This window comes from Hyphomicrobium sp. (genome assembly GCF_009026145.1).
Lineage (GTDB): Bacteria > Pseudomonadota > Alphaproteobacteria > Rhizobiales > Hyphomicrobiaceae > Hyphomicrobium_A.
This window is the reverse complement of the sequence record NZ_WBUE01000005.1, coordinates 25,335-38,420: the sequence shown is the minus strand read 5'-3', so window position 1 is coordinate 38,420 and position 13,086 is coordinate 25,335. Positions and strand designations below refer to the sequence as shown.

At 66.0% G+C, this 13,086-nt stretch carries 15 protein-coding genes; 2 read left to right on the top strand and 13 right to left on the bottom strand.

Annotated features, from left to right (window positions below; all coding sequences use genetic code 11):
• Positions 1-86: 86 nt before the first annotated feature.
• Together F9K20_RS05990 and galE are read right to left on the bottom strand one after the other, a co-directional pair.
• Positions 87-1,367 (bottom strand): lytic murein transglycosylase, encoded by a 1,281-nt coding sequence (locus tag F9K20_RS05990; RefSeq protein ID WP_367115786.1) that lies wholly within the window; start codon positions 1,365-1,367, stop codon positions 87-89.
• Positions 1,368-1,462: 95 nt separating this feature from the next.
• Positions 1,463-2,455 carry a UDP-glucose 4-epimerase GalE gene (gene galE, locus F9K20_RS05985; protein ID WP_290998567.1) on the bottom strand — a complete coding sequence of 331 codons (993 nt, stop codon included), beginning with the start codon at positions 2,453-2,455 and terminating at the stop codon, positions 1,463-1,465.
• Between the two features lie 164 nt (positions 2,456-2,619).
• Between galE and galU the strand changes: the two genes are divergently transcribed.
• Positions 2,620-3,501, top strand: a complete 882-nt coding sequence (galU, locus tag F9K20_RS05980) for a UTP--glucose-1-phosphate uridylyltransferase GalU (RefSeq protein WP_290998565.1) — start codon at positions 2,620-2,622, stop codon at positions 3,499-3,501.
• A 17-nt stretch (positions 3,502-3,518) separates the two neighbouring features.
• On the opposite strand, the gene F9K20_RS05975 is transcribed toward galU, so the two are convergent.
• A complete protein-coding gene (locus F9K20_RS05975; protein ID WP_290998564.1) occupies positions 3,519-5,267 on the bottom strand; it encodes an outer membrane beta-barrel protein in 1,749 nt (582 codons plus the stop codon).
• 196 nt (positions 5,268-5,463) lie between these two features.
• On the opposite strand from F9K20_RS05975, the gene F9K20_RS05970 reads away from it, so the two are divergent.
• Positions 5,464-6,489 carry an SIS domain-containing protein gene (locus tag F9K20_RS05970; RefSeq protein WP_290998563.1) on the top strand — a complete coding sequence of 342 codons (1,026 nt, stop codon included), beginning with the start codon at positions 5,464-5,466 and terminating at the stop codon, positions 6,487-6,489.
• 7 nt (positions 6,490-6,496) lie between these two features.
• Here F9K20_RS05970 and F9K20_RS05965 read toward each other — a convergent pair whose 3' ends face one another.
• The 10 genes from F9K20_RS05965 to thiS all read right to left on the bottom strand — a co-directional run bounded on the left by F9K20_RS05965 (position 6,497) and on the right by thiS (position 13,061).
• The gene (locus F9K20_RS05965) at positions 6,497-6,799 is read right to left on the bottom strand and encodes a type II toxin-antitoxin system RelE/ParE family toxin (protein WP_290998562.1); all 303 of its coding nucleotides are present in this window, start codon (positions 6,797-6,799) and stop codon (positions 6,497-6,499) included.
• Positions 6,796-7,035 (bottom strand): addiction module protein, encoded by a 240-nt coding sequence (locus F9K20_RS05960; RefSeq protein WP_290998560.1) that lies wholly within the window; start codon positions 7,033-7,035, stop codon positions 6,796-6,798. The genes F9K20_RS05965 and F9K20_RS05960 overlap by 4 nt, the downstream gene beginning before the upstream one ends.
• 46 nt (positions 7,036-7,081) lie before the next feature.
• Positions 7,082-7,501 (bottom strand): NfeD family protein, encoded by a 420-nt coding sequence (locus F9K20_RS05955; protein ID WP_290998558.1) that lies wholly within the window; start codon positions 7,499-7,501, stop codon positions 7,082-7,084.
• Positions 7,488-7,943 carry an NfeD family protein gene (locus tag F9K20_RS05950; RefSeq protein WP_290998556.1) on the bottom strand — a complete coding sequence of 152 codons (456 nt, stop codon included), beginning with the start codon at positions 7,941-7,943 and terminating at the stop codon, positions 7,488-7,490. Before F9K20_RS05950 ends, F9K20_RS05955 begins: the two co-directional genes overlap by 14 nt.
• A 59-nt stretch (positions 7,944-8,002) precedes the next feature.
• On the bottom strand, positions 8,003-8,992 hold the full coding sequence (locus F9K20_RS05945; RefSeq protein ID WP_290998554.1) for an SPFH domain-containing protein: 990 nt from the start codon (positions 8,990-8,992) through the stop codon (positions 8,003-8,005).
• A 149-nt stretch (positions 8,993-9,141) separates the two neighbouring features.
• Complete coding sequence (gene hemH, locus F9K20_RS05940; protein WP_290998963.1) at positions 9,142-10,164, bottom strand: ferrochelatase; 1,023 nt, start codon at positions 10,162-10,164, stop codon at positions 9,142-9,144.
• Between the two features lie 111 nt (positions 10,165-10,275).
• Positions 10,276-11,274, bottom strand: coding sequence for a CHAD domain-containing protein (locus F9K20_RS05935; protein ID WP_290998552.1), 999 nt, complete (start codon positions 11,272-11,274; stop codon positions 10,276-10,278).
• 87 nt (positions 11,275-11,361) lie between these two features.
• Positions 11,362-12,009, bottom strand: a complete 648-nt coding sequence (locus F9K20_RS05930) for a thiamine phosphate synthase (RefSeq protein ID WP_290998550.1) — start codon at positions 12,007-12,009, stop codon at positions 11,362-11,364.
• Positions 12,006-12,830 carry a thiazole synthase gene (locus F9K20_RS05925; protein WP_290998548.1) on the bottom strand — a complete coding sequence of 275 codons (825 nt, stop codon included), beginning with the start codon at positions 12,828-12,830 and terminating at the stop codon, positions 12,006-12,008. The genes F9K20_RS05930 and F9K20_RS05925 overlap by 4 nt, the downstream gene beginning before the upstream one ends.
• 9 nt (positions 12,831-12,839) lie before the next feature.
• Positions 12,840-13,061 carry a sulfur carrier protein ThiS gene (thiS, locus tag F9K20_RS05920; RefSeq protein ID WP_290998546.1) on the bottom strand — a complete coding sequence of 74 codons (222 nt, stop codon included), beginning with the start codon at positions 13,059-13,061 and terminating at the stop codon, positions 12,840-12,842.
• Positions 13,062-13,086 lie beyond the last annotated feature (25 nt).

Sequence of the window (13,086 nt, the reverse complement as noted above, 5' to 3'; positions counted from 1 at the left end):
GCGACCGGACAGCCGGCATGAAGGGGGACTGCCGGCGCGCAGGGCATAGCACGCGGAGCGGAATTTTCTACTGGCGATTGGCGCGCCTACTGCGGGGCGCGCGCGGCGTTGGAACGCAGGTGGGAGAGCACCGCCTCGGTGGGCCAGCAATCGATCTTGAGGCCGCTCGTCTTCTGGTAGGTGCCGACCTGCCGGCGGGTGTTGGAGCCGATCTTGCCGTCGATCTTGTCCATGGGATAGCCGAGCCGCGACAGACGCTCCTGGACTTCCTTCACCTGCGCCGTCCGCGGCTGGGCGACCTGCGCAGCGGGAACGTGGAATCCGCCGGCGCCCGCGATCCGGTCGGAAAGATCGCCGACGAACAGCGCATAAAGGTCGGACGTGTTGTAGAGGCGGATGACCTTGAAATTCTCGGTGGCAAGGAAGCCGGGCCCATAGGCGCCCGAGGGCATCATCAGGTAGGCGCGGATGCCTTCTTCCTCGGGGCGGAAGGGTTTGGCGCCGGTGCGCTGGAAGCCGAGTTGCATCCATTCGCCGATCGTGCGCTCGCCAGGCGGTCCCTCGAGTGAGCAGTCGCCGCGCGCGGGCATGTGAACCTCGTAGCCCCAGCGCAACCCGCGCACCCAGCCCTTGTTGGCGAGCTGGCGGGCGGCGGAAGCGAGCGCATCCGGTACGCTATCGAAAATATCGGCCTTGCCGTCGCCGTCGCCGTCCTCAAGGTGCTTGAAATATTCGGTCGGCATGAACTGCGTCAGCCCCACCGCGCCGGCCCAGGAAGCACGCATCTTCGAGCGCGGCACGCCGGCCTGCAGCATCTTCAGCGCGGCGATGATCTCGAGGCGAAACTCATCCTTGCGTCGGCCGGTGAAGGCCTGCGTGGCCAATACGCGGATGGCGTCGTGCGGCAGCTTATGGGTGCCGTACGCAGTCTCGCGGCCCCAGATGGCGACCATGATGTAGCGGTCGACGCCGGTATTCTTCTCGATGTTGAGGATGTCCCTCTCATGCTCCTTGAGGAACTTGCGTCCCTGCACGGCCAGCGAAGCGAGATATTTTGGATTGAGATATTCGAACGCCGACTTGGTGAACTCGGCCTGGCCGGCGCTGTCGTCGCGCTTGCGACCGGCGATGATGAGATCGGGCAGCGAGTAGTCCGGCTTCAGGCCGCGGAAGGCGGCGTCGAACGTGGCACCCGAGACGCCCTCGGCCTGCGCCTCCGGCCACAGGCTTTCGAGGAAGTCGGCAAACGGATCGGCGGCCAGCGCGGGAGCGGCCATGACGGCGAGCAAGGTCAGCGCCGCGCCGGCAGCGGCGACCGCGCGCCGACCTAGATGCGCGGCTTGAATTGCGATGCTGGCAATCCTCACTCGATCCTCCTCACAACGCCTCGCGCGGCCGGCGCCCACCGACCTTCGTCAACGCAATTTTCCCGGCAAATTTGCGGCCCAGCACCAAGCGCGGGCTAACTCGCGTGCTTGAACTGCTGCAAATGCGCTTCCCAAGCCAGCGCCTGCACGGTGATGGTCTCGAGGCAATCGAACTCGGGACGCCACCCGAGGCGCACGCGGATCTTGTCGGAGGCGGCCACAATGGCAGCCGGATCGCCGGCGCGCCGAGGCGACATGCGTACTTCGAAATCGGCGCCCGACGTGCGCTTCACAGCCTCGATCACCTGCAGCACCGAGAAGCCTTTGGAATAGCCGCAATTGAACACGTCGGAGTCGCCGCCGTCGCGCAGGTGGCGCAGCGCCGCCATGTGCGCGCGCACCAGATCCGTCACATGGATGTAGTCGCGGATGCACGTGCCGTCCGGCGTCGGATAATCGGTGCCGAATACCTCCATGTAGGGCCGCTTTCCGAGCGCGGTCTCGCAGGCAACCTTGATGAGGTGCGTCGCGTGCGGCGTCGACTGGCCCGAGCGGCCCTTCGGATCGGCGCCGGCAACGTTGAAATAACGCAACGCCACATAACGGAAATTATGCGCGCGCGCGGTGTCGGCGAGCATGATCTCGGTCATCAGCTTGGACGAGCCATACGGCGACATGGGCGCCAGCGCGGCATCCTCGCGCACGGGAATCTCCTTCGGCATGCCGTACACTGCCGCCGTCGAGGAAAAGATGAAGTTCTCGATCCCCATCTCCACCGCGACCTCCATGAGGGCGCGCGACTTGACGGTATTGTTATGATAGTAGCCGAGCGGGTCGACGACAGATTCCGGCACGACGATCGAGCCGGCGAAGTGGATAATCGACTTCACACCGTGCTTGCGCACGATGCTGCGGACGAGTTCCTGGTCGCCGATGTCGCCGACGACGAGCGTGGCGTTGGGCGGCACCGCCCAACGGAACCCGGTCGACAGATTATCGAGAACGACGACGCTTTCCCCACTATCGAGGAGCTCGAGAACCATATGGCTTCCGATGTACCCGGCTCCGCCGGTGACGAGGATGCTCATCGTTGCTTCGTGCCTTCCGGATGCTGCGGCCGTTCGAGGGCGCACCTTACCATTGCGGGGCGTTAACTATGCATTGATTCAATCGCACACACAGGTTTGCCGCCCGCCATTCAAGATCCGCACCAGTTGCCCCATCCCACAACTAGCAAGGCTCGGAGTTCCCCATGCCCGCCTCCCCGCAGCGTATCCGCAAGGCCGTGTTTCCCGTGGCGGGGCTTGGCACGCGCTTCCTGCCCGCCACCAAGGCGATCCCCAAGGAGATGCTGACGGTCGTCGACCGTCCGGTCATTCAGCACGTGGTCGACGAGGCGCGTTCCGCAGGAATTGAGCACTTCGTATTCGTGACCGGCCGCAACAAGGGTTCCATCGAGGACCACTTCGATCGCCAGCCCGAGCTCGAGGCGACGCTTGCCGAGCGCGGCAAGAGCAAGGAGCTGGCCGAGCTGGCGCAAGCTCTGCCCGAGGCCGGACGCACCAGTTTCACGCGCCAGCAGGCGCCACTCGGGCTCGGGCACGCCGTGTGGTGCGCACGCGACATCGTCGGCGACGAGCCGTTCGCGCTGCTGCTACCCGACATGCTGCATTACGGCGGCAAGCCGTGTCTCGCCGAGATGATTGCGGCCTACAACACGCATGGGGGCAATCACATCGCGGTCTCGCCGGTGCCGGAAAGCGAGACGCATCTTTATGGCATCGTCGGCGTCGAGGATAAGGCGGCCAAGGTCTCGCGCGTCACGCAGATGGTGGAGAAGCCGAAGCAGGGCACGGCGCCGTCGAACCTGCACATCACCGGGCGCTACATTCTGCAGCCGCAGATTTTCGATATCCTCGCCACGCAGGAGCGCGGCGCCGGCGGCGAGATCCAGCTCACCGACGCCATGCTCGCCATGCTGAATGCGGGCCAGCCCTATCATGCCGTCCGCTTCGACGGCACCATCTACGACACCGGCACCAAGATCGGCTTCCTGCTCGCCAACGTCGCGTATGGCCTCGACCGGCCCGATCTCGCCCCGGCGCTCAAGGCCGGCATCGCCAAGCTCGTCTAGGCCGATCGGCTTTTCAGCTAGTGACGCAGGCGCACGCCGGCCTGCACCTCCTCGACGGTATAGCTGCTAGCGGGCTGCGAGCTTTGGAAGTCGGTGTGTTCATAGCGCGCGAACAGCACTGCCCAGCGGTTGAGGTAGTACTCGCTACCGACGGCCGCCGTGAGCTGCTCCTCGGTGATGCCGGCGCCGACGAAGTCGCGGGTCAGGTAGCCAAGGCCGGCCAGACCGACGAGGTATTTCGTGAAGCTGTGGCGTGCCTCGAGCCCGTAGTTGCGCTCCATGACGCCGCCCGAGCCGGCCGTCGTCGTCTCCGCCACCTCGCTCGACGCGGTGAACTGCAGCACGGTGAGCGGCGTCACCTGCCAGGCGAGATCGGCATCGATGAGCAGCCCATCGATGACCTCGAGCTCTTGGCTGTTGGGCGTCTGCCGCCCGTAGCCGAGGCTGATGTTGCCGCGCAGGATTTCGCTGACATCGCCGAACGACACACCGACGCGGTATCGCTGGCCGGTGGAGCTGCGCAGGATGCCGTCGGAGAATGCCGCCACGTCGTAGTCGCGCTGGTTGATGGCGATATCCGAGAACAGGAACAGATACGGCGAGAACTCCCACTTCGGGCGCACTGCCTGCTCATAGAGCGTGTAGTTGCGGTCGGCGTTGCTTTGCACCTGCCCGTCGATGATGTCGTCGCCGTAGGCGGTGTCGATGATGCCACCGCGCATCTGCACCGAGAGCCGGTTGAAACGGTGATTGAAGGCGGCGCGGTAGCGCTCGACATTGATGTTCGGGCGCGAGCCGGCGGTATTCGCGTTGATCGCCGAGCGGCTTTCCTGCGCCTCCTCGTGGGCGATCAAGCCCTGAAGGTTGGTGCGGCTGGTCACGTCGAGGCGTCCCAAGCCTTCCACGAGGTAGGCGCGATCGTCTTCCGACGGGAAACGGTCGTGGAAGCTGAGATCGCCGCTGGCGCGCGCCTCAAGGGCGTGCCGGCTCCAGTTCGACGCCAGACGCGCCGCTGGCCGCACCTCGAGCGAGCTGTCACCGAAGGCCACGGGCGAGGCGAAAAGGTTGCTGTTGTAGTCGTAGTTGGCCTCGACGGTTGTAAATAACAGGAAGCTGCCGATCTTCGTGCCGATGGGCGGAAACGGGTCGAGCACAAAGCCCTGAAACCTGCTCTCGCTGAATACCGGGTTGGTTTCTTCGGCCTGCAGCAGCAGCGGGTCGTAGCCTGCCGGCTCGGCGGCGAACGCGCGTACGTCCTCGGGCGATCGCATGTCGACCTGGGTGATGTCCTCCTCGCCCTCGATGGGCGCCGTAGGCTCGCTGAGATCGATCAGGCCGTCCTGCGGGGCCGGCGGCTCGACCACCGTGATGGGGTCGCCGTCCTGCGGTACGGCGAGGCGGCGTAGGCGTGCCGCCTGGTCCCCGGCAAGGCCATCGTCCTCGACCGCGGCCTCGTCGTCGCCCCCGGCTCCAGGGCCAGCCTCCCCTGCCTGCTCGTCCCCGTCCTGGCGCGGGGCAACCGGCGGCACCGGCGCCGTCTCGTTGGGCCCGAAGCGGCCATCGTCGAAGGCCCGGCGCCGTTCCTCCTCGAGGACCGCATCGTCGGGGAGGGTGGGGCGCAGCTGCACGGGCCGGCGCGGCTCGATGCCACGCGCCGGCGGATCGAGGATTTGCGCGGCGGCGGGGATCGGGGCGAGCACGACCGTAACGCCGGCGAACGCGGCGAAGCCCAGTACCAACCCGACGATCTTGCGTTCGCCAGCCAAAGGCGCTCCCATGAGACCACTCGTCACGCGAACGCCGTACGTGCCCGGTAAAACGCTAGAGAGCGTCGGTTAACGGTCTGTTTAGTTTGCCCGCTGCGGCGGTGAACGGCGGTCCGCACGCGCTGGACAGTGCGGGAAAATTGTAAGAAGCTATTAAGACTTACGCGTCGCTGGAGGCATCGGGGGTGTTGAAGCCATGACGGCGGCCGAGGGGCCCTTGCGCAAATTCGCTGCGGTTGAGGACGGCAAGAAGCTGAGCCGCCTGCCGGTTGCATCCGCACTGCGGACGCTCGACCTCGAATGCGAAGGTCTCAGCCGCCTGCGCGAGGCTTTGACCGGTCCGATGAGCCGCGCCTTCGGCGATGCGCTGCGCATTCTGCGCGCGGCGCGTGGGCGCGTTGTCGTCACCGGCATCGGCAAGAGCGGCCACGTCGGGCAGAAAATCGCTGCGACCTTCGCCTCGACCGGGCGGCCGGCGTTCTTCGTGCATCCGACCGAGGCTTCGCACGGCGACCTCGGCATGATCACACCCGACGACTTGCTCCTCGCCCTGTCGTGGTCGGGTGAAACGGTGGAGCTGAAGCCGCTGATCACCTATTCGCGGCGCTACAACGTGCCGCTGATTGCCATCACCTCGCGCGCCGACTCGGCGCTCGGTCAGCACTCGGACATCGTGCTGGAGCTGCCGCGCTGCAAGGAGGCCTGTCCGCACGGCCTGGCGCCGACCACCTCGACCACCATGCAGCTTGCGCTCGGGGATTGCCTGGCCATGGCGCTGCTCGAGGCCAAAGGCTTCACGCCGCAGGAGTTCAAGGCGTTCCACCCCGGCGGCTCGCTCGGCGCCAGCCTGAAATACGTATCCGACGTCATGCACACGGGCGATCGCGTTCCGCTGGCGCGCGATACCGAGCCGATGAGCGCGGCCCTCGTCGTCATGACGCAGAAGAGCCTCGGCTGCCTCGGCATTATCGACGCCAAGGGCAAGCTCGTCGGCATCGTGACCGACGGCGACCTGCGCCGTCACATGGGCGAGAACCTCATTCGGCGCCGCGCCGTCGACATCATGACCCGCGCGCCCAAGACGGTGAAGCCGGGTATGCTTGCCTCGGCGGCGCTGGAGCTGATCAACGCCTCGCGCATCACGGCGCTGTTCGTCGTCGAGCGCGGCAAGCCGGTCGGCATCGTGCACGTGCACGATCTCTTGCGCGCCGGCATCGCCTGATTGCGGCCTAGCGTTTGTTTTTCAGCCGGGGCTTCCAGTATCCTGGCTTGCGACGCAAATGCCCGACGGCGAGGACCACGATTTGATCATCCTCAGTCACGTAAACGATGCCGTAGGGGAACCGCCCCAACCGGTAGCGCCTCACGCCGCACCCAAGGTGCTGCCAAGCGTGCGGATGTTCCATGATCTGCCGAACCCCTGGGCGGAACTCGGTGAGAAACTCCTGCCTTAGCCCGATGCTCCGCTCTTCGTACCATTGAGCGGCCAGTTCCAACTCAGCAGCAGCTGCTGGGTAGAAGTCGACATTCATTCCACGCGGCCGAACCGCTTGCGAAGCCTTTCCATGACCTCTTCCAGCGGAATGGTCTGCGCCTGCCCGCTACGGATCGCGGCCAGACGGCACTCGGCCTCCTCCGCCCAAGCGGCATCGACCTCGGGATCAGGCTCGCGATAGGTGAGGACGACGAGTTCGTCGATAAGTTCCGCCTGCTCCTCTGGGGGGAGCTTGCGAATCTCCTCAGTCAGCCGTTTGACACGTTCGTTCATGCTGCCATCTTAACAAATGCGCCGCTGGGAGCCAATTCAGCCGAATTTAGACCGCTTCGACGGTCAGCACGGTGCCTTTGCAGCCGGAGACGCGCACGCGCGCGCCCGCAGCAGCCGTGGCACCTTCGGCGGGCCAGACGGTGTCAGCCGCGCGTACGCTGCCGCGACCGTCAGGCGGGATTGCCTCAACGACGGTCACCACCTGTCCGACGAGCTGCTCGCCGCGGCGGTTGAGATCCGGCTCGCTCGAGGTGATGGAGCGCGACCACTTCTGGTCGATGACGAGGTCGCCGATGAGCAGCAGGACGCCGGCCGCGAGCCAGGCCCAGCCGATCGCGGCGTCATTGACAATCTTGAAAATCCCGTAGAGCGCCGCGCCAACGCCGGTAATGGGCAGCACGAGGCTCACCACGGCAAGCAGCCAGATGAGGGCGCTCGGACGCCGGTCTTGCTCAGTTGAAGGCATGCTCGACAAGCAGACAGGTGCCGTTCGTCCCGGTGATCCTGACGCGCGCGCCGTGCGGCGCATCGGACCCCTGCGCATTCCACACCGTATCGCCGACGCGCACCTTGCCACGGCCGCCGGAGATCGCCTCCTCGACCGTCACCACACGCCCCACGTACTGTTCAGCGCGTACGTTGAGATCGGGCTGGTCGCTGGCGGTTATGTCGGGCGCCGCGTAGCGACGCGCGAAGAACACGGTGATGCAAGAAATGATGGCGAATGTGATCAGCTGCCACTCCCATGCGATGTCCAGTGTGAGGCCGAGGCCTCCGACGATCACCGCCGCGACGCCGAACCAGACGAAGTGCACGCCAGGAACGACCGATTCGAGCGCGAACAGCGCCACGGCGACGATGAACCAGTTCCACGCGCCAAGGTTCCAGAAGAATTCGGACAAACCCATGGCTCACACCTCCAACGCGACACCGCAGCATAGCAAGGGTTGGCGTCTGATCGCCATCGCTATGCGCGCGGGACACTGCCACGCGACGGCGCCGGTTGCGTTGGAGCACCGCCGCCGAAAGCTTCACCCGTAATCTGCGCCAGGCCAGCGAGCGAGCCGATCACCGAGGACGCCTCGAGCGGCATCAAGATAACCTTCTGGTTCGGCGCTTTGGCCAGCGATTCCAGCGCGCTCACATAGTTGTTGGCAACGAAGTAGTTGATCGCCTGCACGTTGCCCTTGGCGATGGCGTCGGACACGAGTTGCGTAGCCGTCGCTTCCGCCTGCGCGGCACGCTCGCGCGCCTCGGCGTCGCGGAAGGCAGCTTCTTTCCGGCCCTCGGCCTCGAGCATGACGGCCTGCTTCTCGCCTTCGGCGCGCAGAATGGCCGCCTGCCGCAGACCTTCCGATTCGAGGATCTGAGCCCGCTTGTCGCGCTCGGCTTTCATCTGCCGCGCCATGCTGTCGACGAGGTCGCGCGGCGGGTCGATGTCCTTGATCTCGATGCGGGTGACCTTGATGCCCCAGGCTTCCGTTGCCTGGTCGACGACTTGTAGCAGCCGCGCATTGATCTGGTCGCGATTCGACAGGAGCTCGTCGAGGTCCATGGAGCCCATGACGGTGCGGATATTGGTCATGGTCAGGTTGACGATCGAGGGCTCGAGCGCGTCCACCTCGTAGGCGGCGCGTGCCGCGTTGAGGATCTGGAAGAAGGTGACACCGTTGACCCGCACCATGGCGTTGTCGCGGGTGATGACGTCCTGGCTCGGAATGTCGAGCACCTGCTCCTTCATGTTCATGCGGTGCCCGACGCGCTCCATGACCGGGATCAGGATGTGCAGGCCGGGCTGCAAGGTGCGGGTGTAGCGGCCGAAGTTCTCGACCGTGTAGTTGGTGCCCTGCGGGACGATCTTGACCGTCGACCACAGGGTGACGATCGCCAGGATGACGAGCAGCACGCCGAAGATTTCGAAGCCGCCCGAAAACGGGCTGAAGACGTCAGGTTCCATTGGATCCCCGGGAAAAGGCATAGGAGGGCTGGTGCGCAAGGTAGCGCTCGGAGGAAAACATAAGGTTAAAAAATAGTTCGGCGGCAGTTACTTATGGAACAGCGCGCAGGCGGTGCATGAACTGGTGCATGAACGTGCACGAACTGGCGCTACAGCCAGCCCTGCAGCTCGCGCCGCACCATGGCCTCAATGACGCGAATGCCGTCATCGCTGTCGTTCAGCGCCGGCAGATAGGCGAACTTTTCCCCGCCCCCCGCCTCGAAGTAGTGGCGGTTCTCGCCGTTGAGCTCCTCGAGCGTCTCCAGGCAATCGGCCGAGAACCCCGGCGCTACCAGCGCCAGGCGCTTCACGCCCTCGGCGGCAAGCCGCTTCACCGTCTCGTCGGTGTAGGGCTGGAGCCAGGGATCGTTGCCGAAGCGCGACTGGAACGTCGTCAGCCACTTATCCTCCTGCCAGCCGAGCGCCGCCCGCAACAGCCGCGACGTCTTCTGGCACTGGCAATGGTAGGGATCGCCCGCTTCGAGATAGGCCTGCGGCATGCCGTGGAAGGTGGCGATGATGACCTGGGGCGTGAAGTCGAGCGCGGCGAGATCGCGGCGCATCGCCGTCGCCAGCGCGTCGATGTACACGGGATCGTCGTGATAGCTCGGGGCAACGCGTACCGCCGGCTGCCAGCGCATGCGCATCAGCGCGCGGAAGGCCTGATCGGCGGCCGTCGCCGTGGTTGCCGCTGCATACTGCGGGTAGAGCGGCACGAGCAGGATGCGATCGCAGCCCTTGTCCATCAGCGCGCGGATACGGCTTTCGGTGGTCGGATTGGCATAGCGCATGGCGAAGTCGACCTCGATGCGCTCCGGCATCCCCAGCGCGGCGGCGAGCTTCTGCGCCTGCGCGCGGGTGATCGTCTTCAGCGGGCCTTCATTGCGCTCGTTGTTCCAGATCGTCGCGTAGTCCTTGCCCTTGCGGCCCGGGCGCACGGTAAGGATGATAAGGTTGAGGATCGGCCACCACTTCCAGCGCGGCAGCTCGATGACCCGTTCATCCGACAGGAACTCCTTGAGGTAGCGGCGCATCGACCAGTAGTCGGTGCCGTCGGGCGTGCCCAGGTTGAGCAGCAGAACGCCGATGCGCCCGCAACGCGCGGCGGGGTGGCTGGCCGGCCGATGCGTCACATCGCGCTCGAACGCGGTGGGCGTCTTGATCTCGTTCACGGTCGGGCAAACCTCGGATTGCGGCGGGTAGCGGCGCGCACCATAGCCAATATGGTCGGCCGAGGCGAAGTCTCAAACCTTCGCGGCGGCAGGCGGCCGCTGGCGGGGTGCGCTCTGCCGGCGCACCCGTCGGGTCGGCTGGGCGGGCGCGACCTTGGCGCCTGCCCCCTCCTTGTCCAGCTCGTGCTCCTTCAGCGCCACGGCCGCATCCCAATAGATCCCGATGCTGCGGCGCAATCTCCTGGGGCTGGCTGCGAACAGCCGCTCCCCACGTGGCTTGGCGGTGTCGCGCAGCTCCGCTTGGCGCTGCCTCGCGGCGCGTTCGATTAGCGCTGCCTGCTCGCCGCGAAGAGAGGCGGCAGCTTCGGAATGGACGAAGGCGACGAGCATGGCGAGGTCATGGTCATCGCCCAGGAGCTGTGACAGGTTGCGGGCCTCGAGCGCGCGCGCGCCGAGATAGTCAGGCCAGGCGCGCGACAAGAGCGCCATTTGCCGCCAGTGCGCCTGCGCCCCCTTGCGCCACTCATGGAACGCTTCATCCGTCTGATCGCGGTAGGCGGCCGTGAAGGCGCGCCGCGCCCGCCGATACGACCGCTCCAATCCGGGGCCGACAACGTCGAAGCCGCTACCGGCGACGTGCAACCTGGAAAGGCGCCTCTTGGCGTCCGCCAGCCGAGCATGCGCCTGTTTCATGGTGAGCGGTGCGCCTTGGCCGTTGGCCGCAACTATGGCTTGACGCAAGCTCTCCGCGAGCCCCTTGCGCCCGAAGCGGGCCAGGGCATCCAGCTTGTTCACGGTCTCGAGCAGAACGTGCCGGTCGCGGGCACCAGAAAGACTGAGGCCGACGTCGCGCAGCTGCCCGTTCTCGGCCTTGAAGGCCTGCTCGCCCATGGCCGGGCGAATGAGACGCAACAGCGCCCGCAGGCGCTTCAGCGACTTGCGAGTCTCATGCACGGCGATGGCCTGATCGCCCTTGCCCTGCAGCAAAATCTGCGCACGCTCGATCTGCTCGACGGCGATACGCCTGCAACCCTCATCGAAGGGCTCACCGAGCTTGAAGCGAAAAGCCATGCAATGTCCGCGATCGGCAGTACGCCGGACCGATGCCGCACACGATGCACGACATTTGATGCTACATGACGCGCGAGTGCAAGCGTGTCAGCGAACATATCTCGGCTCCGATGGGCGATGCGCCTTTGCCCAGTCGAGCCATGTTTCGACGCGCCGCTCAGGATGTTGCGCCGTCATAAAGTCGGTGATCACGGCGACGCTATCGGCGCCGGCTGCGACAACGCCGTCAGCGCGCTCCGGCGTAATGCCGCCGATGGCGACAAGCGGCAGCAATCCGATGCGCGCCTTCCAGGCGTTGATGCGCGTCAGCCCTTGCGGCGCCCATTTCATCGCCTTGAGCTTGGTTTCGTAGATCGGTCCCAGCGCCACGTAATCGGGGCCGGCGGCGAGAGCTGTCGAGAGCTCGTCCTCGCTGTGCGTCGAGATGCCGAGGCGCATTCCTGCCGACTTGATGGCGGCAACATCGGCGCCGGCAAGGTCCTCCTGCCCGAGGTGGACGTAGTCGGCACCGGCCTCGATCGCCTCGCGCCAGAAGTCGTTGATGATCAGCTGGCAACCGTAGCGCCGCGTAACCGTCAGGCTTTCAGCGATCTGCCGGCGCACCTCGGCAGCCGTTGCGGCCTTGATGCGTAATTGCAGGGTGCGCACGCCGAGCGGCGCCAAACGGCCGACCCAACTTGTATCCGGTACAATGGGATAGAAAACGTCGAGCCCGCCGCAGCGTGTGCCACTCATCGGTCGCGTTTCAGCTCAAAGAACGGCGTGCCGGCCACTGGTGTCGACGGTTGGGCCATGTCCCGCACGCCCATCAAGCCGGCTTCATAGGCCGTACGGCCGGCGTCGATGGCACGCGCGAACGCTTGCGCCATGCGTACCGGGTCGCCGGCCTTGGCCACCGCCGTGTTGAGCAGCACGCCGTCGAAGCCCATCTCCATCGCCTGCGCGGCGTGCGAGGGCGCGCCGATGCCGGCGTCGACGATCAGCGGCACGCCCGGGAAGTAGGCGCGCAGGCTCTGCAGCGCGTAAGGGTTGGCAAGACCGCGCCCGGTGCCGATCGGTGCCCCCCAGGGCATCAGCACCTGACAGCCGGCGCCGAGCAGCCGCTCGGCGACCGACAAATCCTCGGTCGTATAGGGCAGCACCTTGAAGCCATCGGCGTTGAGCGCCGCCGCTGCCTCGGCGAGCCCGAATAACTCCGGCTGCAGCGTGTCGTCATTGGCGATGACCTCGAGTTTCACCCAGTCGGTGTCGAAAACCTCGCGCGCCATGTGCGCGGTGGTCACTGCTTCCTTGACCGTGTGGCAGCCCGCCGTGTTGGGCAACACCCGCACGCCCAGCGCCTCGATCAGCTCCAGAAACCGCTCGCCCGTGCGCCCGCGCGCCTGCTCGCGCCGCAGCGACACGGTGACGATACCGGCGCCGGACGCCTCCACCGCGCTCGCCAGCACGTGCGGGGAGGGATACTGCGCAGTGCCGATGAGCATGCGCGAAGGCAGCTCCACGCCGTATAGCGTCAGCGCGCTCTTTGCCTTGGCTGGCAGCTCGGGAGCGTTCATTGATGCAGCTCAGCCGCCATGACGGGGAGAGACGATTTCGATGCGGTCGCCGGCCTGCAGTGCGGTCATCGCGCGTGCACGCTCGGGGACAAAGGTGCCGTTGCGCGCCGTGGCAATGCGCGCGCCGGCAAGCCCGCGCTCGGCAACGAGCTCGTGCAGCGTCGCCGCCGACGTCGCCAGCGTCTCGCCGTTCACCAGGATGTCCACCTTGCAGCGCGTCTCAACGCTCACTTCGCGGCTCCCCGCATCGTCGTCC

Excerpts from the sequence above, each read along its gene's own strand:
- galE (WP_290998567.1), bottom strand. The coding sequence starts at position 2,455 with ATGAGCATCCTCGTCACCGGCGGAGCCGGGTACATCGGAAGCCATATG.
- galU (WP_290998565.1), top strand. The coding sequence starts at position 2,620 with ATGCCCGCCTCCCCGCAGCGTATCCGCAAGGCCGTGTTTCCCGTGGCG.
- F9K20_RS05970 (WP_290998563.1), top strand. The coding sequence starts at position 5,464 with ATGACGGCGGCCGAGGGGCCCTTGCGCAAATTCGCTGCGGTTGAGGAC.
- F9K20_RS05965 (WP_290998562.1), bottom strand. The coding sequence starts at position 6,799 with ATGAATGTCGACTTCTACCCAGCAGCTGCTGCTGAGTTGGAACTGGCC.
- F9K20_RS05960 (WP_290998560.1), bottom strand. The coding sequence starts at position 7,035 with ATGAACGAACGTGTCAAACGGCTGACTGAGGAGATTCGCAAGCTCCCC.
- F9K20_RS05955 (WP_290998558.1), bottom strand. The coding sequence starts at position 7,501 with ATGCCTTCAACTGAGCAAGACCGGCGTCCGAGCGCCCTCATCTGGCTG.
- F9K20_RS05950 (WP_290998556.1), bottom strand. The coding sequence starts at position 7,943 with ATGGGTTTGTCCGAATTCTTCTGGAACCTTGGCGCGTGGAACTGGTTC.
- F9K20_RS05945 (WP_290998554.1), bottom strand. The coding sequence starts at position 8,992 with ATGGAACCTGACGTCTTCAGCCCGTTTTCGGGCGGCTTCGAAATCTTC.
- F9K20_RS05935 (WP_290998552.1), bottom strand. The coding sequence starts at position 11,274 with ATGGCTTTTCGCTTCAAGCTCGGTGAGCCCTTCGATGAGGGTTGCAGG.
- F9K20_RS05930 (WP_290998550.1), bottom strand. The coding sequence starts at position 12,009 with ATGAGTGGCACACGCTGCGGCGGGCTCGACGTTTTCTATCCCATTGTA.
- F9K20_RS05925 (WP_290998548.1), bottom strand. The coding sequence starts at position 12,830 with ATGAACGCTCCCGAGCTGCCAGCCAAGGCAAAGAGCGCGCTGACGCTA.